A 19,889-nucleotide genomic window follows, 5' to 3' on the forward strand; every position below is an offset into this window, starting at 1 on the left:
CAAAAATGAAAAAGATTATCTATTCCATATTAGTGGTACTAAGCCTCGCAGCAACGTCCTGCAAAAAGTTCCTTACCGAAAATGATCCCAATAATGTAACGCTGGGAGACTATTTCAAAACGGAAAATGATTTTAACCTGGCTGTCAATGGCGCCTACAACCAGTTACGGGGGCTTTATAACAACAAGAGCGCCTGGACCATGGGCGAAATGCGCTCAGATAATACACACTATGATTATAAATCTTCCGACCAGGCGGTAGCTACGGTGAACCGTTATGCAGTAGCCGATTTCCTGGATGATAAATATAACAACCAGACGCCACCCAAGTGGAATTCCGCTTATAATGCGATTTCCGCGGTGAATATTATCGTAGATCATATCAACGATATTAAGTTATCGGATGCCAGTCGCAACGCCATCCTGGGACAGGTGAAATTTATCCGCGCCCTGGCTTATTTCGACCTGGTACGTTTTTACGGAGGCGTACCCATTTATGAGCATGCACCGCTGGGCCGCGAACAAACCTATATTCCGCGTTCCACTGCCCAACAGGTGTATGACCTGATCATTGCAGATGCCACCGATGCAGCAGCAAAGCTGGGTGCGCCTGTATTCCCGCAAACCGGCCGTGCTACCAAAGGCGCCGCTTTAACCCTGCTGGGTGATGTGTACCTGACGCTAAAAAAATATGACCTGGCAGAAGCTGCCCTGAAACAAGTTACCGCCATGGGGTATTCGCTGTACCAAAACTATGGCGATGCCTTTCAGCTCTCTAATAAAAACGGCCTCGAATCCGTGTTTGAAATCCAGTTCAATAGCGGGCTTGCCACCCCGCAGGCAAATACGGATGCATCGATCTATAATTTCCTGCCGCGCATGGTCAACACCACGGTAGTCACGGGCGTCAACTTCAACAGCGTAACCACCGTTGGAGGCTATAACACGCCCACACAAGACCTGATCGATGCCTATGAAGCAGGCGATCAGCGCCTCGATGCCTCCATCGCCATAGCGGAAGGCTCCTTTAATGCCACCGACGATTTCACCGCTACTGCAGTAAAGTCAGCGGTGAATTACACGCCGGCGCCAGGCAAAGTCGGCCGCCCGTTTCCCAAAAAATTCCTCCACACCCATACCATCGGTAACCAAACGAACGACAACTGGCCCGTGTACCGCTATTCGGAAGTGTTGTTGTTGCTCGCGGAAAGCCTCAACCAGCAAGGTAAGGCAGGCGAAGCCCTGCCTTACCTCAATGCGGTGAGGGAACGCGCCTTTGGTAATGCTTTGCATGATATCACTACCACCGACAAGACCAACCTGCAAGCCGTGTTGCTGAAAGAAAGAAGGGTGGAACTGGCCTTTGAAAATAAGCGCTGGCTCGACCTGGTGCGCACCGGCAATGCTATTACGGTAATGAATGCCTTTGGCGTGAAGCAGAAGGCGCAGTATAGTTACCTGCGCCCAGGCAGCTACAACGTAACCCAGGACAAACTATTGTTTCCGATACCCAATGCCGAAGTGCTGCTGAACGATAAACTCACACAAAACCCAGGATACTAAATCCTTTAAACTCGCTTTACATAACAAGATGAAGCAATGATTTACACCAAGTGGGGGATAGGCAAGTCCCCCCTTGTTTTTACAAAAAACTGCATCCATAACTAAAACGTACTATCATGAAAAATGTCGTGATGAGGGCAGGTATTGCCCGCTTACGGTCAACCCGCATTCAGTTAATAGTTTTTGCATGTAGCTTGTTTGCTGCCTCCTGTACACAACGGGCAGAACAACTACCCACTTTAGCCGGTACACCCGGAAATGGGACGGTAAAAACAACTACCTCCGCTACCACTGCCCCCACCTGTTGTTGGGTAGCCATCACCAACCAGGCCAACAGCAAAATTGAAGTATATGACCCGGCAGATGCTTCCTGGACTACGCCCAAGTGGAGCTGGATGCCCACCACCGCACTGTCGTACAACGCCACCAGCGAAATACCCCTGTGGGAATCCCCTACAGATATTAAGGTGAGAAATAACACCGTATTTGCCGGCACGGCGCAGGTGATCACGGCTACCTCTTACCGGCTGGCTACCATTGCCCGGTATACGGGCACGGGTACACGTGGTCAGAAATTGTGGGTAATGGGCTTCAATGATACTACGCGGCTCCATGCCATGGAAATACTGCCTGATGGCAACTGCGTGGTAGCCAGTGCCGGCGCCGCGTGGCCGCAGGGATGGATACGCATCTATTCTTCTTCACAGCCATCGCCCAATCATGGCGTTAACACCCAGTACTTTTTTACTTCTGTACATGCCGTGCTGTGGGACAACACCCACCAGGTATTGTGGGCGCTGGGCAATGAGTTGAGAAAATACGGTTACAATACAGCCAGATCGGGAGGTACCCTCGCCAATCCGAAATTAGACTTACTCACTTCCTATACCGTGTTGCCTTCTCCCTGGGGACATGACCTGTCGGCCGATGTAAATAACCCCGATCAGCTGTTGCTATCCACCAATGACAGCACTTATGTATTCCATATCTCTACCGGCACTTTCAGCCGCCTGCCGGGTGCTGCACAACAAGCCATGGTAAAAGGTATCAGCAGTCAACCGGGTCAGAACACCCTGGTGGAAACAGTGCCCAGCAATGCTTGTCCACTATATCCCGCCAATACCTGGTGCACTTCTGTAGTCAATTTTTACGACGCCACTACCGGCGCGGCTACAGGCTCCCGTACCGTGGGTGGCGCCGCCATCTATAAAGGAAAAACATTTGATCCAAACTACTATTGATACGATGAGGAGAATAATTTTTGCAGGCGCCCTGCTTGGCCTCGTGTTTTTTCAGATGGCCTGCAGTAAAAAGTCGGGCTCTTCCGATGGTCCAGATAATAACCCGCCAACAGTGCAGCCCCCGGTGTCTTATCCGGGGCTGCTGTTGGCGCTCACCAACGATAACAGCAAGCAGGTGGAGATTTACGATCCCACAGTGATCAACTGGAATACCAGCGAGGCAAAGAAATGGAGTTGGTCGCCCACCACCACGCAGGGATTTAGCACCGCCGAAATCAAAGCATTTGGAGGCGGTACCGATTTTAAAGTGAGGAGAATGAAAGCCTGGCAGGAGGCAGATTATGTGGCCATCAGCGACAATGGCATGGCTGCGGTGATCGCCTATCCTTCCGGGAAACGGGTATGGTCGAAAGTAATTAGTGGTAACCTGCATTCCGCAGAACTGCTGCCCAATGGAAACGTAGCCCTGGCAGCCTCCGACGGTAACTGGATCCGGGTATACGCCTCTTCCCAGGGAGCAGATAACAATACCTATGCAGAGTTTACCCTGGGCGCTGCACATGCGGTGTTATGGGATCCCGGTATTAACGGATTATGGGTGACCGGGCAGGACTTGTCCAACAATGCGCATATCCTCACCGCGCTGGTGGTGGGCGGAACAGATGCTTTGCCTGAACTAACAGAGCTGACACAATACCGCGTTACCTTACCTACTGCGTGGGGCCATGAAGTAGGCGCGTATTACGGCAATAAAAATTTATTGTGGGTGACGACCAACGGCGGCGAATATGTGTTTAATAAAACTACTAAAACCTTTAGCGCCTCGCCTACCAACAATCTCACTTTTGTAAAAGGGATCGTGAATCAACCCAGCGGCCAGATTGTGCTGGTGCGGCCCGATGCCAATAAAAATCCCCGCCCGGAAGTGAGTTGCAACCTGAATGGCTGGTCTACCAGCACGATTGATTTTTATACCGCCGGCGGACAATGGCAAGGATCACGCATAGTAAATGGCGCCTGCTTCTATAAAATAAAGATGGTTTACGATAATTACCAGTAATGTATTGGAAGAAATATATAACGATAGGAGTGGCCTTGCTGGGCTTTTGGGTTAATAACGGCATGGCCCAGAATATGGCATCAGCGCTGATCCCGGCGCCCCGTACTGTACATTTGGATACGGGCAATTTTGTTTTCAGTGCACAAACACTGATATGCGCGGATGTCGCGGAAGTGCGTACCGTACAGTTTTTTACGAACCATTTGCGGCGTAGCACCGGGTTGGATAACAAGGTAGCAACGCATACAGATAACAGCGGCCAGCCGGCGTTAGTGATTACCAACAAGGGCGCCGCACAACTACCGGAGGAAGAATACCGGCTCGAGGTAACGCCCACCCGTATTACCCTCACCAGCAAAGGCGCCGGCTTGTTTTATGGTATGCAAACCTTATTGCAACTGCTGCCGGTACAAACGAAAGATACTATTGCTATTCCGTGCATGCGCATAGAAGACGCGCCCCGCTTTGGTTACCGCGGATTGATGCTGGACGTATCCCGGCATTTTTTTACAATAGAAGAGATCAAAGACCTGCTCGACCTGATGGCAGCTTATAAGTTGAATCGTTTTCACTGGCACCTCACCGATGACCAGGGATGGCGACTCGAAATAAAGCGTTATCCTAAGTTGACCGAGGTAGGGGCCTGGCGTGTACCCCGCCTTGAGTTTGGCGATAAAACATTACCACCGCAACCCGGCGAAGCGGCCACCGATGGCGGTTTTTACACGCAGGAGCAAGTGAAGGAAATTATCCGCTACGCAGCCGACAGGCACATCGACATCCTTCCCGAAATTGATGTACCCGGACATGCCATGGCCGCTATCGCTGCCTACCCGGAACTATGTGTAACGCGCAATCCGCACATTAAAGTGAATCCGGGTAGCAGCTTCGCCAAATGGTTCTCTACCGGAGGTTTTGAAATGTATGTCGATAATTCCCTGAACCCTACAGATGAAAAAGTTTATGAGTTCCTCAACAATGTATTTGAAGAAGTAGCGGTACTGTTCCCTTATCCCTATATCCATATCGGCGGTGATGAATGCTACAAAGGCTTTTGGGAGAAAGATACCGCCGTATTGCATTTTATGAAACAACATCAGCTGCGCGATGCGCATGCGCTGCAAGGTTACTTCATTTCGCGATTGAATAAGATCATTCTCTCTAAGCACAAAAAAATGATTGCCTGGGATGAAGTGGCAGCCAGCAACCCGGACGGAAATTTTACGGTGATGAACCGCTTTGGAGAGAAGGGCGCCATTACACAAACGAGGAGAGGCCTGGATATTATACTGGCGCCCGGCGGCAATGGTTTTTATTTCGACTATGCCCAAAGCCTTTCCGACCAGGAGCCTGCCAGTCATGGCGGCAATGCACCGGTATGTAAAACCTACCAGTATAACCCGGAGTACCCGGCCCTATCACAGGCGGATAAACAACATATCCTGGGCGTAGAGGCCTGTGTATGGACCGAACATATCCCGGATGTATCCAAACTGCAATACATGCTGCTGCCACGTATGCTGGCCCTCGCGGAAACGGGCTGGTCGGCCGAAGCAGTGAAAAGTTATCCGCGCTTTGCCGGTACGGCACTCCCGGTGCACTTGTCACGCTTCGACAAAACAGGCATCAATTACCGTGTGCCGGCTGTTTTTGATGATGCAGATACCACCATCGTTACCGGTACTTTTAAATTGGCAATTGACCAACCACCGGTGCCCGGCGCTAAAATTTATTATACGTTGAACAACCGGCCGCCGGGCGATTACGATCACCTGTATACGGAACCCGTTACCATCCGCATTCCTAAAGGGAAAGCCATCACGCTTAAAGCCATTGTGATTACCCCGGCAGGGCGCAGAAGCATCGTCACGCGCACCTTGCTGGATAATACTAAGCCATCTGGAAATTAAGTTTCTTTTTATGCAGCACATACGCCTCTTTCTTTTTCGCACGCTGATAGCCGCCCTGGTGTTGGTGACTATGCATGCAAATGCCCAACAGGAACGTTTCGATAAGGTGGCAGCGGGATTTAAAAAACCCGGTCGCGATTATGGTACGGTACCATTCTGGGTATGGAATACGAAGATTACTAAAACGTTGGTCGACTCCATGCTGAACGATTACCGGAAGAATGATTTCGGCGGCGTGATCATCCATGCGCGGCCGGGATTGATTACGGAGTACCTGTCAAAAGAGTGGTTCGACTTGTTCGACTACGCTGTACAGCAGGCAAAAAAGCTGGGACTCAACATCTGGATATACGATGAAAACTCCTACCCAACAGGCTTTGCCGGCGGATTGGTAGCGGATGAGATGCCGGAGGCCTATAACCAGGGACAGATGTTGTATATGGAAGAAGCAACACAGCTTCCCGTTGATCTATCGCCCTTTTTCCTGTTCCTGAAAGAACAGGATGGTGTTTATATAGATATCACCACTCATGTCAACGATGAATCCGGCAAGCAGGGACACTACCAGTTATTCCGGAAAGTGAATTACCAGAAATCCAACCGCGGCTCTGTGGCAGGCCCTATCGGCGTGTCGTATGTAGATTTGATGGCCAGGGGTGTTACCGATAAATTTATAGCCGTTACCTATAAGCCTTATGAAAAAATAGTGGGCCATGAATTTGGCAAAACAGTGAAAGGCGTGTTTTCCGATGAACCTACTATTATCAATGAAGGGCTGCATTCAGTGCGTTGGACGCCCGATTTATTTGATCGTTTTTCCCATACCTGGGGCTATGATCTCCGTTTACATCTGCCGTCGTTGTTTAAAGAGGTGGGCGACTGGAAACGGGTACGGCATAACTATTACCAGGTACTGTTAACGCTGTTTGTCGACCGGTGGGCCAAGCCTACCTATCATTACATGGCGGCGCATCAGTTAACCGGCACCGGGCATTATTGGGAACATGGTTGGCCCAGCCCGTACCACGGGCCGGATAACATGGCCATGTATGCTTGGCAGCAAATGCCGGGCATCGACATGCTCTTCAACCAATACAACGAAGATAAACCGGTGCAGTTTGGTAATATCCGCGCAGTGCGTGAATTGGGGAGTGTGGCCAATCAATTGGGTAAAACCCGTACCCTGTCTGAAACGTATGGCGGAGGAGGCTGGGAGCTGACCTTTAAAGATATGAAACGCCTGGCCGACTGGGAATTCGTGTTAGGGGTAAATTTCTTAAATCAGCATTTATCATTTTCTACGTTAACGGGTGCACGTAAATATGACTATCCGCCGAGTTTCTCTTACCATGAGCCCTGGTGGCCATACTACCGTTCCATGAATCACTATTATACGCGCTTGTCTTACCTGCTATCTAAAGGACAGCAGTACAACGATATCTTGGTACTGGAGCCTACCACTTCCGCCTGGATGTACTATGCCAGGAACGGAGAAAATAAGCGTTTCTTCGATATCACGAAAGCCTTTAATGATTTTGTGACCATGATGCAGCGGGCGCACCTGGAATACGACCTGGGTTCAGAAAACATCATCAAAGATCAGGGAAGTGTGGCAGGAAAACGCTTTGTAATTGGTAAGCGGGCGTACCAATATGTAGTCATCCCACCGGGGATGGAGAATATGGACGGTGCTACGTTTCGCTTGCTGCAAAAATATATCGCTGCCGGTGGCAAGGTGGCGTATTTTGAGCAGGTACAATTAATAGACGGGGCGCCAAACAAGGAACTGAATGCTATCCACCAAACGGTGAATGAGGTGAGCCGGTCTGCTTTACTGAACCAATTACACAACAACGGTTTTAGCATCGCTGCACTACGCGGTGACACAATTGGTGGCAACATTTATCATCAGCGTCGCCGGCTGGCCGATGGCGAATTGCTGTTGTTAACCAATGCCAGCATGACGGATGCCGCTGCCGGCAAAATTAATATGCCCGGCAATGATGTGCTGGCGCTGGACCTGTATACAGGGAGTATTCACCAGTACGACTATACGCCGCAGCCTAACGGGGTGGGTATTTCCTTCAACATCCCACCTGCCGGAAGCATGATGCTGTTTGTGGCGGATAAAAAACTACCCGGTTATAAGAAAGAAATAACGCCTGCGCAATGGACTACGATAACGGCTTCGTCCACCACGGTGATCCGGCCTGCCAGCAATACGCTCACCATAGACTTTTGTGACCTGCAATTACATCGGCCAGACTCCAGTTATAACCACCTGCATGTAGGAATGGCCTCCAATACGGCGTTTAAATACTTCGGTTTTACAGATGGGGTAGGCAATCCCTGGAACAACCGTACCCAATACAGGGATGCAATTGTACGGCGTGATACGTTTTCTACCGGTACCGGCTATACGGCTACCTATCATTTTAAGATGCAGGCGGGCGTGGATCCCCAGGACTTCAGGGCCGTGATAGAACATCCGGAGCTTTGGCAGCAGGTGAAAATTAACGGCATTACTATCCGGCAGGAACCCGGGCAGTGGTGGCTGGATCGCTCTTTTGGCGTGTACCCGATTGGCCGGTATGTAAAAGCCGGGGATAATGAGTTAGCCGTAACAGTATCACCAATGCGGGTATATGCGGAGATTGAGCCGGTATATATTTTGGGAGATTTTAACCTGGAAGCTGCCGCGCAAGGCTGGAACATCGTGGCGTCGCAGCCACTGCAACTCGGCTCCTGGCGTAGCCAGGGCTTGCCGTTATATGGGCAGGGGGTAACTTACACTAAAACGTTTACGGCTACACGGGGCGCATCCTACGCCATTGCGCTGGGACAATGGAAAGGCACCGTGGCAGCGGTAAAAGTAAATGGCCGGTTGGCCGGTACTATTATAGCCGAACCCAATCGCCTGGAAATAAGCCCCTTCGTGAAAACCGGGGATAATAAAGTGGAAATCACCGTAATTGGCAGCCTTAAAAACCTGTTAGGACCCTTTTACAATAACCCAGCGCCAGGGTTAGTGGACCCTGGCAAATGGTACAATATCAAAGTACAGCCGCCGGGCAATGAGTTTGATTTGTATGATTATGGGTTGATGGAAGAGTTCGAGGTGCAAACCGCCTTATCAAGACCATAAAGAGATCCTACACCATTTTCTACGCCATAGGTAATCGGGGATCCTATCCATATATGGTTTGGTGGAGGCGATAGCTAATTGGTATATAGTACTTTATACAAGTTTGTTAACCCCCACATTGCAAATATTCCCCAAAGCATCCCAAATATAGATTTACCCTCAGCCAAATATGTGTTAACCTCCACAGAGTCATAGCACCTGCCTACTTTTACGACAGATAATAATAATTTAATCACATGAAAAAGTTAGAAAAACTCGCTACCAAAAAGGTAAGCTCCCCCGAAACAGTTAAAGGCGGTAGATTAATGTAATTGGAACAATTTCTCGACGATGGTGGTGAAAGAACCACAGAAAATTGTCCTTCCTGGAACGGTCAGCATTATGTAACCGATACCCGCCAGGATCCCAAGAAGTAATCACCCCAAATTGTAACCCAAAACCGTACACCCATTAAAATTTAAAAAAATGGACAAGTTACAGAAACTGAATGCTAAGAAAGTAGAATCCCTGGAAACCATCAAAGGTGGTAGATTGGCTTTAATGGAAGAATCACTGGAAGATAGCGGTGAATCTGGCGGAACCACTGTTCACTCACCTACCCACTATTCAGGACCAGACGTTTATCTGTGCGATCACAAACGTGATAAATAGCAAATTCCTTCTTCCGTTATTATAAGGAACGGAAATTACAGGACTGCCGGTGATGCCGGCAGTTCTTACTCCTCAACACCATATTTTTATGTCACAACAGATCCTCATATTAAGTCAGTCGCACCTGGAAGGGGCTACAGACGCTGTTTGCCAGTGGATGAACCATTTGCAGATACCTTATCTGCGGGTGAATGGAGAGGATTTTTTCCATTTTCAAAGCCTGGCCGATTTGCCGGACAACGCCAGCATAGCAGCGGTCTAGTACCGGAGAAAGATCAACAGCTTTCCGGTGAAATATAGTTTCAAACAACCCGACTTCCAAACGCAATACACCATCAAACGCTTCCTGGTAGATGAATTTAACGGGCTGTACGCTTACCTGTTTCATACCATCGACCGGCAGAAATGGTTGAATGACCCCATCTCAGAAGATAACCTCAATAAATTGCACGTGCTGGCCCTGGCCTGTAAATACGGGATTAAAACGCCTTTCACAGAAGTAGTTACTACTAAAGCAATGATCGTTCAATGGTTGGATACCTACCCCGAACTGATTGTAAAGCCGCTGAGTGAATGCATTTTCCTGGAAGATGCCAGTGGTGGGCAATATAAGATGCTGACAAAAACGATCAGTCCTGCTAACCTACAGGCAGTACCTGAGCAATTTTTTCCCTCCCTGGTACAGGAAAAAATTAATAAGAAATTTGAAATCCGTACCGTGTACCTGGAAGGAACCTGTTATTCTATGGCCATCTTCTCCCAAAACAATAAACGTACAAAAGATGATTTCCGTGATTATGATACGCAACGCCCCAACAGAACAGTGCCGTATCAATTGCCGGCGGAGCTGGAACAGCAGTTGCACCAACTGATGCAATCATTAGGTTTCCGTACCGGTTCTATCGACCTGATGGTAGATATGCACGGGAACTACTACTTCCTGGAGATCAACCCCGCAGGTCAGTTCGGCATGGTGTCTTATCCCTGTAATTATTTCCTGGAGAAGAAATTAGCCCAGGCGCTCCATAAAAATAGCATATATGAAGAAGAAATTTACCAGTAACCTCAAAGATAAAAAAGGATTACCCTTATCGCTGTACTTCCTCGATAAAAGCCGCCCACAGCCGGCAGGGCCCATTCTTAAATTTGAGAAAGCCCGGAAGATCAATGCAGATGGCTTCGAGCTATTTAGTTTTTATAAAGCGATTTCCAAATTCTGATCTTGCACTGATTAAAAGGCAATGCAGACGTTGTGACGCAGGATCTGCGGCTGATAGAACGATTCTTTTACCAGTTGAGGAAGCTGTTGCGGTTTGAATAGATGGTCAATCGGATTGTCGTTTTTGTACTATTCCCTCATAGTAAGGAGTGCTAAATTTATTCCTTAAAACACTATTTTATGGAAAGTAAAACACGAGAAGAAAAGCTGTGCAGCAAATGGAATGCAGTTACTAAAATAGCTGCGATGCTGTTAATAGGCGTATTCGGTACTTTAGCTGTAAGCGCCCAGACGCTTCCTCCGCCTAACCCTCCTCAGACCGCACCGGTGCTGACAACGTTTGAACGGGAGTATAACTACGGCTACCAGGAAGGTGAAGGGTTTGCCAGCAGGAAAGACCGTGCTAATTACGAATGGTTCCTGGCAAAATATTATGAAGGACTGAATATGTATCCGGAAGATGCAGATTTCTACCAGGGGAGGATACAGGGGCTTACCTATGGCTGGTTGGAGAATCAGCCGGAGAGAGATTTCTCTACATACAACAAGTTGCTGAAATCCTTACAACGGAATTCCGCAGAAAAATAAATTGTTTAATAGGGGGTGAGTGCGTCTGTACGGTTGTACAGGCGCACTTTTTTGTAAATATTATTGCTTCGCTGTTTCTTTGTCCAGGAATCGTTCAACCATGGGAATCACGTAATCGGCTTCATGGGAGCCGGATTTCAGGGTCGTTATTTCTTCAATATATTCCCCGTGTACGCCTGGTATAATGGCGAGTGCGGAATGAGACAGTAGCCGGTGCATGGCTATCGCATGCTCGGGCTGTATAGCATCCTGGTCGGCAACGATAATCAGCGCGGGGGCAAGAATAGCCTTGAGTTGTTCATCTGGTATATCCCTGAAGTTGAGCACTCTTTTTACATCTTTGTCGTGCATGTTCTGCAACCCGGCAGCATTAGGCGCCACTTGCAAATAAGCGGTTTTAAGTTCGGCGGGCATATTACTCAGCTGTGCCTGTTTCATGAAATCCCAGAACCCTGGAGGCATGCCATTGCGTTTGTACAACGCAGAACCCAGCACCATTTTATCGACGATTTCCGGGTGGCGGATGGCTACTTGCAGGGTGGTGGTGCCACCATTGCTGAATCCAAAGAAGTCGGCTTTATTGATATGCAGCTGTTGCAGCAGCGCAGCTACATCGTCGGCATCCTGTTCAAAGGTGAGGTCTTTTGCCCGGTCGCTGGTTCTGCCATGTGCCTGTAGTTCCACGGCAATGAGTTGCCGGTGCTGCGCCAGCAGGGGAATTACCCTTCCGAAGGTAGTTTGAATGGTAGAACCGCCGCCATGGAGCAGTACCAGCGGCTTTCCTTCTCCATAAATTTCATAATACATTTTAATCCCGTTCACATCCGCATAACCATATTTGTTGGGAAGGCTATCTTTCGTTGATGGCGGGGTAGTGCTTACCTGTCGGATATTGTTGAACGACGACAGCAGCAGCCATGCCGCAGCGATGTATATAGTGAATGTTTTCATCTGATGTCATTAGTTTTGATGAAGTAATGTCCGCATTTTATCCAGCATTTGCAGCCAGCTGGGATAGGCGCCGGTTTTCTTTGCCAGTTCCTGGGAAACAGTTTGATGCAGTTGCAATTTAGTTTTCCCATCTTCCGTAGTAAAGGTGACGGTTACCAGCGTAGCGCCGGGCCAGTCGGCGTCCATACCGACGTCTACGGGGTTGATAGGCTGACCGTTTTCATCTGCATTGACTAGCGTAAATACAATTTTTGTATGGGGCAGGATCTCCTTGTATTCACCAATGGCCCAGCAGTCGCCGTATTGCGGGTTCCTGATGCAGGAATGAAATTGCCCACCCGGTGCTATATCCAGTTTTTTGAAGAAGATAGTACAGCCTTCCGGGGCATACCATTTCATTAATTTATCAGGATCTGTCCATGCGCTGAAAACTTTTTCAGCACTGGCATTGAACGTTTCTTCGATGAATACTTCGTTATTGTTGACGCGATTTTCCATGATACTATTTTTTAGAGGTGGTACGTTTGTTTTTTTTCGAAGGTGCCGGTATTTCATCCTGTTCAATAAAGTCTTTCAGGGCTTTCATCCTGCCTGTCCATAGTTTATGGTATTGGGCTACCCATTCATGTACTTCATTGAGCCTTTCCAGTTTGGCTTCGCAGAAGCGTTCCCTGCCCGATTGTTTTATATGTAGCAGTCCGCATTCAGAGAGGACTTTAAGATGCAGGGAAATAGCCTGGCGGCTCACGTCAAATTGCTCCGCAATGGTGTTGACGTTGACGGGTTGCCGGGCTATCATCCCGATGATGGCCCGTCGTGTTGGATCGGCAATGGCCTGAAAAACATCTCTGCGTGCTTCCATGATATGCAAGTATTTGCTTGCAAATTTATATGCAAGTATTCACTTGCACAAATTTTTTTTGAACGGCGCGTATGAAATAATTACAAACGGGGGAAAATGGGGCCACCCTGCCATTTCGATCAGCGTTATTTTTAAATCCTTCAAAATATCCTAATTTGCGCCCTTAAGTTCTTTCTTCACCTTTTATCAAGCAGCAAAGGTTCCCACATCACGTGGGATTAATAGGGAATTGCGTGTAAATCGCAAGCTGTCCCGCAACTGTAAGTAACCAGAAAATTTTTACCCTTGTTGTCCACTGTCTCTGTTGAATAGAGATGGGAAGGACGGTAAAAATGTTACAAGCCAGGAGACCTGCCTTTATGCAATTGACAATGCTTTCGTGGAATGAAGCAGCTGTTGAACTGATATACGCTTTAGCCCGCCCCCGCAGGGGCCGGAATGAATCATTATGCGTATCACTCACACTACTTTTTTCTTGCAGCATTGCTGATGTATCAAAGAGCTTTTAACTGATTTTTTATCAAATTAAAAGATGCAGCATGCAAACACTCCATCCTGGCTACCCGCGGATAGGCAGCCTGTGGAATTATTCTTATAAAAAAATAATAACATGAACCAGGACAAGATAGATCAATCTGTTACCCGGATATTTAAAGCCGTATTCCCCGATAGTATCAATCACTATGATACGTTGTTTGGCGGTACTGCCATGGCCCTGATGGACGAAGTAGCCTTTATCACCGCCACCCGCTACAGCCGCCAGAAAATGGTGACGGTGAGCAGCGATCGTATCGACTTTACCAAACCTATTCCCGCAGGTACCATTATCGAGTTGGTAGGTATCGTATCGTTTGTTGGTAATACCAGCCTCAAAGTAAGAGTAGAGGTGTTTATCGAGCAAATGTACTCAACAGTGCGGGAGAAGGCCATCACAGGAGAATTTACCTTCGTGGCCATTGACAACGACAAGCGCCCGGTAAAAATTGATTGATGATATAAATATGATAAAAGCCTCCCCGCCCGGGGGAGGCTTTTATCATATTTATATCGTTTACACCAATGAAATGCTCACCGGTATATTATTTCGCGTGGCCTTGGAGTAAGGGCAATTGGCATGCGCGCTATCAATCAGCTGCTGTGCCAGCGATGCTTCCAATCCGGGTAGCGCTACGTATAACCGTGCCTGTAAGCTGTATTGTCCGTCGTTCAGCACCAGGTCTATTTCCGCATTAACGGCGGTTTGTTCCGGCAGTTTAATTTTCAACGCATGAGCGGCCAATCCCATAGCGCCAATAAAGCAGGCCGACCATCCGGCAGCAAACAGCTGTTCGGGGTTGGTACCTTTGCCGCTGCCAGGTGCTCCCAATGAAATATCCAGTTGCCCATCGGTGCTGATAGCCTTTCCTTCGCGGCCGCCGGTAGTATGTGTTTTGCCGGTGTACAATGTTCTTGCTTGCGTGTTGATTGTTTGCATATAAAATGTTTTTTTGTGAAGTTATTGTTGTGTATGTGCAGCGGCGATGATAACATTGGCCACCGCTTCTGGTTGGGAGATAAAAACGACGTGACTGCCTTTGATTTCGGTAATATGATCGCCCGCTCTTTTATACATGCGGCGTTGTATATCTGGGTGCAGGGCATGATCATCGGTTGCTACAATCCCATAGCTGGGCTTATTTTTCCAGGCTACCTGCGATACGGGAGCGCCAAAGCATGCTGCAAAAATAGGTACCTGTGAGGCAGCCATGAAGTTGGAGGTTTCGATGGGCAGGTCTGCTGAAAAGCCGTTGTGAAACTGTGCTGCATCAAAATAAATCACGCCTTTGTCGTCGGGAGGAAGGATGCCTGAAGGTTCTGTGGCAGGTCCTGAACCGGCCAGCTGCGCGGTGTTTTCACCTTTGTCGGGCTGAAAGGCGGCAATATATACCAGGGCTGCTACCTTGGGATGTGTGCCTGCTTCGGTGATTACGGTACCGCCCCAGGAATGTCCTACCAGCACACAGGGGCCGTCTTGTTTGTCGAGGATATTCTGGGTAGCGGCCACATCATCTTTCAATGACGTAAGCGGATTTTGCACCACTGTTACATGATACCCTTTGGCAGTGAGAATGTTGAATAATGCTTTGTAACCGGAACCATCTGCGAAGGCACCATGTACTAAAACAATATTCCTGATATCCTTTGTATGTGGATCGTTGCCATCGGAAGCTGCCATGGTAGCTAGCGCAGGAAGACATAGCAGGAGGAAAGCGGTGAATCGTAAACTTTCCTGGATACGCTGTAAAGACATTTTTTTCATTTTTTGTGCTGTTTTATTAGTGGATTAATCAGCCAGGCCGGCTGCTTCGATAATAGCGTTGGTAAATATTCCTGGTGTTTCGGCAATTAGTGAAGGTCTGCTTTGGTGGCCGCGATAATTTTCCCGTTTGTATCGTTTTGCACAAAGCCAATCAGTTCCCAGTCAGCGTTGTTAAACCCGGCAGGAAGCGGGAGTGTGGCGTGATTGCTTTCCTTAGTATTCACCGTCGTGAGCTGTTGTACAATTTGTACATGTGATAATTTTCTGCCGGCATTTTCGCCGGCCCTCACCTGGCTTTGCCCGTTTTTTTGTACCAGTGCCAGCAGCAGGTGGGTATTTTTCCGGGGAGATGATAACTGCCAGTTTACTTCCAGTTGGCGCGCTGCGGAACGCGCCTGCAATGTCAGGCTGGCGCCTGCGGGTTGATCCAGCGCGGTGTTGACTGCCCGCTTTACGGCAGTTACATCGGAGCCTATCATTTCACGACTGCCGTTGATCACCATTTGTGGCGTATACACGGTGGACAGTCCCAGCCAGGAAGCATATTGTTGCTGCCTTTCAGAAAAGGCATGTTGACTGTAGGAGTCGCGCCAGCCCTGGTGATCCCAGTAGTCTACGTGGAAGGCTAGCAGGTATAATGGCTGGCCGTTGCTTTCCTGTTCCAGCCTGGCCAGCAGTTCATCGGCAGGCGGACAGCTGGAGCAGCCTTCGGAAGTAAACAGCTCTACTACGGCAAATCCTTTGGTGCTATCGGTGTTAGTTACCAACGGTCCGTTGTTGTTGCCCAGTACATTGGTGCAGGCGCCCAGCAGGCTGCTAAGCGAAAAGATGGCAGTGATGATCAGTGATTTCATGAGATGAATATTTTAGTAGTGAATTATTGTGGATCACAAGGATACCAGGCTGGTTGTAAGGATTGTATGAAGGCGGTTCTGGCAGCGGCGTCGCTGGCGGCAGTGGCGCCGTTGTACGGCCTGAACTGGTAAGCGGGTGGTTGTCCGTTGGTAACAGGCGTCATATCTACTGTTTCCACGCTTAACAGTTCCCCGTTGATGTAGCTGCCATACCAGGATTGATTATCCTGTTCGCGGTAGGTAACCAGTTTGTATATGGCGCCAGTGGATGGTAAGTGCATGGCGGCTTTATTGCCATACAGCATGGCTACCGAATTGGCCTTTTCATTGATAACGGTGGTAATCACCTGGTAGCCGCTGTCGTTGAATGCATAAGGTCTGATAGCGGGTATGTGTTGTTTCGCCTGGGAACAGCTCATCAAAGCGGCAGCGAGGAGAATAAAATATAAGTAACGCATATACGAATTAGTTTAAAGTGGAAAGATCGAAGATGCCGCCTGTTTTGTTGGCAGCACGATGGCAAGAGCTGCATTCCCGGAAAGTCATGGGCGTGGCGCCATAAGGTTTTAAAGCGGGTGTTTCAAATTTGGCATATCCCCAGCCATCGGTGTCCTGGTAGCGTTTTGCATCTCTCACCATATACTGTATGTTCAGAAATTTACCCGGATGAATATTGCCGTTGACGTCTATGGATTTTTCCCATACTACTTTCACAATCACCGCTCCATCAGGCCATGGATTGATCTTTTTCTCTTTAATAGCCTGCATGGCAACCGGATTGGCAAACATGACCCGCATCGTGGTATTATCAAAGCGGGAGGTGGTGCTCATCACCTGCCACTGGCGGAATTCAGGCATATGGCGGATACCATTTACCGATACGGGGAGTTGGACAGGCGTCGCTTTTTCCCATTGTTGCCGCGCCTGGGCTGTTTTTACGCTATCCGGTACCACTTTTACCCGTTTGGTATTAAGGTAATTACGGAGCCCGGAAAGCTCCGCCGGCGTTACCTTGGCATTGCTGTGCAGGGCGGCATAGGAGGGAAGCGGCATGGTACCCGAATTGATCATATTATAGGCTTCCCATAGGGCCGATTGCTGCTGGGCAGGACTCAGCCGGTCCCATTCTGAGAAGTTGAGGTGCTCCCGGGCAGCTATCACATCTTTCCTGACAAGACCCGACACTACAGGTAGTTTATCATACCAGGCCAGCTGGGTGTGGTTAGAATGACAATCATAACACGCATGTCTGAACAGCTGTTTCACTTCTTCAGGTGCATTGATTTCGCCGGTTACCGGCGGATTTTCCACTACCTGCGTGGTAAAGGAAATAGCTGCTACCGCTATGCTCAGTGCGCCCGTAGTAAGCAGCGCAATTTTAAGAAGCCTGGATGTTTTCATGTGTCGAAGTATTACATCACAAAGAGACAGCAATCAGGCTCCCCGGGGAAACACAATACCCTATACCCGGCAATTAAGCGGTTGTACCGGACAAAAACGCACCTGGAAAAACATCCTTGTTTTACGGTCAGTCACGCCAGGCGCGGTGGCAGGTCCTGTTAAACCTGGGGAATGCCGTCGTCAGGACCAAAAATGCCGGGTTGGCCATCCTTTTTTGTCCTACACCCCCTAAATCCGTATATCTTTGAGGCGTTATGAAGCAAAAAAATACATTCAACATTTCCGGCCGGGTCATATGGTTTAGTTCCCTGTTCCTGGGAGTCATTGTATCATTGCCCAGCCTGATCCAGCATACCTTCAACGTTTATGAAACCATCGCGAACTCGGCGATCACCTTTATATTCTCCGTATTTGTCTGGTATTATAATATCTTCACGCTGCCGGTATATACTTCCCAGGAAATCAACCGGGGATTTTCTATGTATCCCCTCGTGAAAAACCTGGTGGTAGGTATTGTGGTGATGTTTCTGTTGTCTTATGTACAACAGCTGATCTTAACACACCTGAACTTTGGCCCGGTGATGCTCATGTTTGAAGTGAGAGGGGTGCTCATCAATCTCACCTTCTATATGTTTATCCATCTCCTGTACCAAACCTACCAGAACCAGCGGGTGAGCATTGAGCTGGAACGTACCAGGATGGATAACCTCGCGGCACAATTTGAGCTGTTACGGCAACAGGTAAACCCACATTTTCTCTTTAATACTTTAAATACGCTGAAATACATGGTAGAAAACCAGGATGAAAACAGCGTGGACTTCATCCTCAAGCTATCCGATTTTTACCGGTTTACGCTGGAAAACAGGCAGTTGGATCTCATCAGGTTTTCAGAAGAAATGAAGATTGTGCAGGCCTATCTCTTTTTGCTGAAGGCCCGCTTTGAAGAAGGCATTGAAGTAGATATACAAGTCACCGAGCAGCACCAGCAGTCCATGATACCGCCGTTTACGCTGCAGCTGTTGATGGAAAACTGTATTAAGCATAATATTGTAGCGCCGGACAAGCCGCTGCAGATCAGCATTTATTCAGAAGGCGAGTATATTGTGGTGACGAATAATGTGCAGCCAAAGATCACGAAAGAAGCATCTACCGGGATTGGGTTGGATAATATCAATGAACGGTATCAGCACCTGCTCAATAAGAATATTATTATCACCCCTGGTACAGACCTATTTGAAGTAAAATTACCCATCATCCATGAGGATAGTCATAATAGAAGATGAGATAAAAGCCGCTAAGTCGCTGGCCGGCATGATCGCCAAAGTAAGGCCTGCTGCCACCGTGGAAACTATGTTGCACAGCGTGGAAAGCGCCGTGGCTTATTTGTCGGCCCACGAGCCGCCCGACCTGGTATTTATGGACGTGCAGCTGGCCGATGGCCTCTGCTTTGAAATATTTAAACAGGTAAAAATATCTTCCCCGGTAGTATTCTGTACCGCCTTCGGAGAATATTCCATGGATGCCATCAAATCAAATGGGGTCGACTACCTGTTGAAACCATACGCAGTGGCCGACCTGGAGGCTGCCTTCGAAAAAACAGATAACTTCCGGAACTTCTTCCAGCAAAAATCTGCCCAGCCCGATTGGCAGGAGCTGATTAAACGGCTCGACAAAAATGAAGGCAAAACCAGTTTCCTGGTCTTTCATAATAACCGGTACATCACCGTGCGTACCGACAACATCGCCTACATCTACATCAAATACGATGCGCCGTATATCGTCACCTTCCAGGACCAGAAATACATTATTTCACAAACCATGGAGCAGCTGCAGTCGCAATTGTCGCCCCGGCAGTTTTACCGGCTCAATCGCCAGTACCTGGTGAATTTCGATGCCATCAAAGAGGTGGAACATTACTCGGCACGAAAACTGGCCTTGCAGCTCAATGTTGTTACGCCGGAGCCATTGGTGATAGGGAAGGAGAAGATCACGCAGTTTTTGCAGTGGATGGAGAATAGGTAAATAGACCTGTTTTGTCCTTATTTTTAAGCAAATTTTAAGCTGGTTTTAATGTTGCTTGATAATTTTCCTGATTGCGCAAATCAATTTCCCGATTTGATCATTTGCCCGCTGATAGCTGATCGAC

General features: G+C 48.4%; 21 protein-coding genes and 1 riboswitch. Of the genes, 13 read left to right on the top strand and 8 right to left on the bottom strand.

The annotated features are described in order from the left end of the window. The first annotated feature begins 5 nt into the window (after window positions 1-5). From HGH91_RS28135 to HGH91_RS28180, 10 genes are all read left to right on the top strand, one after another. A complete protein-coding gene (locus HGH91_RS28135; RefSeq protein ID WP_168742587.1) occupies window positions 6-1,562 on the top strand; it encodes a RagB/SusD family nutrient uptake outer membrane protein in 1,557 nt (518 codons plus the stop codon). A 116-nt stretch (window positions 1,563-1,678) separates the two neighbouring features. Next, the gene (locus HGH91_RS28140) at window positions 1,679-2,803 is read left to right on the top strand and encodes a DUF6528 family protein (protein WP_168742588.1); all 1,125 of its coding nucleotides are present in this window, start codon (window positions 1,679-1,681) and stop codon (window positions 2,801-2,803) included. 4 nt (window positions 2,804-2,807) lie between these two features. Then, window positions 2,808-3,863 (top strand): DUF6528 family protein, encoded by a 1,056-nt coding sequence (locus tag HGH91_RS28145; RefSeq protein WP_168742589.1) that lies wholly within the window; start codon window positions 2,808-2,810, stop codon window positions 3,861-3,863. Further along, complete coding sequence (locus HGH91_RS28150) at window positions 3,863-5,773, top strand: beta-N-acetylhexosaminidase (RefSeq protein WP_168742590.1); 1,911 nt, start codon at window positions 3,863-3,865, stop codon at window positions 5,771-5,773. The genes HGH91_RS28145 and HGH91_RS28150 overlap by 1 nt, the downstream gene beginning before the upstream one ends. A 10-nt stretch (window positions 5,774-5,783) precedes the next feature. Continuing rightward, window positions 5,784-8,918, top strand: a complete 3,135-nt coding sequence (locus HGH91_RS28155; protein WP_168742591.1) for a glycosyl hydrolase — start codon at window positions 5,784-5,786, stop codon at window positions 8,916-8,918. A 465-nt stretch (window positions 8,919-9,383) separates the two neighbouring features. Then, window positions 9,384-9,569, top strand: coding sequence for a hypothetical protein (locus tag HGH91_RS28160; RefSeq protein WP_168742592.1), 186 nt, complete (start codon window positions 9,384-9,386; stop codon window positions 9,567-9,569). Between the two features lie 88 nt (window positions 9,570-9,657). Further along, a complete protein-coding gene (locus HGH91_RS28165) occupies window positions 9,658-9,831 on the top strand; it encodes a hypothetical protein (protein WP_168742593.1) in 174 nt (57 codons plus the stop codon). A gap of 27 nt (window positions 9,832-9,858) precedes the next feature. Then, window positions 9,859-10,632 carry a grasp-with-spasm system ATP-grasp peptide maturase gene (gene gwsG, locus HGH91_RS28170; RefSeq protein WP_168742594.1) on the top strand — a complete coding sequence of 258 codons (774 nt, stop codon included), beginning with the start codon at window positions 9,859-9,861 and terminating at the stop codon, window positions 10,630-10,632. Next, window positions 10,610-10,789, top strand: a complete 180-nt coding sequence (locus tag HGH91_RS28175; RefSeq protein WP_168742595.1) for a hypothetical protein — start codon at window positions 10,610-10,612, stop codon at window positions 10,787-10,789. The genes gwsG and HGH91_RS28175 overlap by 23 nt, the downstream gene beginning before the upstream one ends. A 179-nt stretch (window positions 10,790-10,968) precedes the next feature. Next, entirely contained in the window at window positions 10,969-11,376 is a 408-nt protein-coding gene (locus HGH91_RS28180) for a hypothetical protein (RefSeq protein WP_168742596.1), read from the top strand. 60 nt (window positions 11,377-11,436) lie between these two features. On the opposite strand, the gene HGH91_RS28185 is transcribed toward HGH91_RS28180, so the two are convergent. The 3 genes from HGH91_RS28185 to HGH91_RS28195 are packed head-to-tail and all read right to left on the bottom strand — an operon-like array spanning window position 11,437 to window position 13,189. Then, window positions 11,437-12,327 carry an alpha/beta fold hydrolase gene (locus tag HGH91_RS28185; RefSeq protein ID WP_168742597.1) on the bottom strand — a complete coding sequence of 297 codons (891 nt, stop codon included), beginning with the start codon at window positions 12,325-12,327 and terminating at the stop codon, window positions 11,437-11,439. A 9-nt stretch (window positions 12,328-12,336) separates the two neighbouring features. Beyond that, a complete protein-coding gene (locus tag HGH91_RS28190) occupies window positions 12,337-12,825 on the bottom strand; it encodes an SRPBCC domain-containing protein (RefSeq protein WP_168742598.1) in 489 nt (162 codons plus the stop codon). A gap of 4 nt (window positions 12,826-12,829) precedes the next feature. Then, entirely contained in the window at window positions 12,830-13,189 is a 360-nt protein-coding gene (locus tag HGH91_RS28195) for an ArsR/SmtB family transcription factor (protein WP_168742599.1), read from the bottom strand. Window positions 13,190-13,369: 180 nt separating this feature from the next. After that, a riboswitch (cobalamin riboswitch) is annotated at window positions 13,370-13,563 on the top strand. 236 nt (window positions 13,564-13,799) lie between these two features. On the opposite strand from HGH91_RS28195, the gene HGH91_RS28200 reads away from it, so the two are divergent. Continuing rightward, window positions 13,800-14,180: an acyl-CoA thioesterase gene (locus HGH91_RS28200; protein ID WP_168742600.1), complete on the top strand. Its 381-nt coding sequence runs from the start codon at window positions 13,800-13,802 to the stop codon at window positions 14,178-14,180. A gap of 60 nt (window positions 14,181-14,240) precedes the next feature. Here the strand turns inward: HGH91_RS28200 and HGH91_RS28205 are convergent, their stop codons facing one another. The 5 genes from HGH91_RS28205 to HGH91_RS28225 form a co-directional block, all read right to left on the bottom strand. Beyond that, complete coding sequence (locus HGH91_RS28205) at window positions 14,241-14,663, bottom strand: organic hydroperoxide resistance protein (protein WP_168742601.1); 423 nt, start codon at window positions 14,661-14,663, stop codon at window positions 14,241-14,243. A gap of 21 nt (window positions 14,664-14,684) precedes the next feature. Then, complete coding sequence (locus HGH91_RS28210; RefSeq protein ID WP_168742602.1) at window positions 14,685-15,488, bottom strand: alpha/beta hydrolase; 804 nt, start codon at window positions 15,486-15,488, stop codon at window positions 14,685-14,687. Between the two features lie 86 nt (window positions 15,489-15,574). Then, window positions 15,575-16,342: a DUF1223 domain-containing protein gene (locus tag HGH91_RS28215; protein WP_168742603.1), complete on the bottom strand. Its 768-nt coding sequence runs from the start codon at window positions 16,340-16,342 to the stop codon at window positions 15,575-15,577. 23 nt (window positions 16,343-16,365) lie between these two features. Next, entirely contained in the window at window positions 16,366-16,800 is a 435-nt protein-coding gene (locus HGH91_RS28220; protein WP_168742604.1) for a hypothetical protein, read from the bottom strand. A gap of 7 nt (window positions 16,801-16,807) precedes the next feature. Continuing rightward, on the bottom strand, window positions 16,808-17,743 hold the full coding sequence (locus HGH91_RS28225) for a heme-binding domain-containing protein (RefSeq protein ID WP_168742605.1): 936 nt from the start codon (window positions 17,741-17,743) through the stop codon (window positions 16,808-16,810). 254 nt (window positions 17,744-17,997) lie between these two features. Here HGH91_RS28225 and HGH91_RS28230 point away from each other — a divergent pair, with 254 nt between their 5' ends. Further along, complete coding sequence (locus tag HGH91_RS28230; protein WP_168742606.1) at window positions 17,998-19,026, top strand: sensor histidine kinase; 1,029 nt, start codon at window positions 17,998-18,000, stop codon at window positions 19,024-19,026. Next, window positions 19,001-19,765, top strand: coding sequence for a LytR/AlgR family response regulator transcription factor (locus HGH91_RS28235; RefSeq protein WP_168742607.1), 765 nt, complete (start codon window positions 19,001-19,003; stop codon window positions 19,763-19,765). The genes HGH91_RS28230 and HGH91_RS28235 overlap by 26 nt, the downstream gene beginning before the upstream one ends. The last annotated feature ends 124 nt before the right edge of the window (window positions 19,766-19,889 follow it).

The organism is Chitinophaga eiseniae (assembly GCF_012641265.1).
GTDB lineage: Bacteria > Bacteroidota > Bacteroidia > Chitinophagales > Chitinophagaceae > Chitinophaga > Chitinophaga eiseniae_A.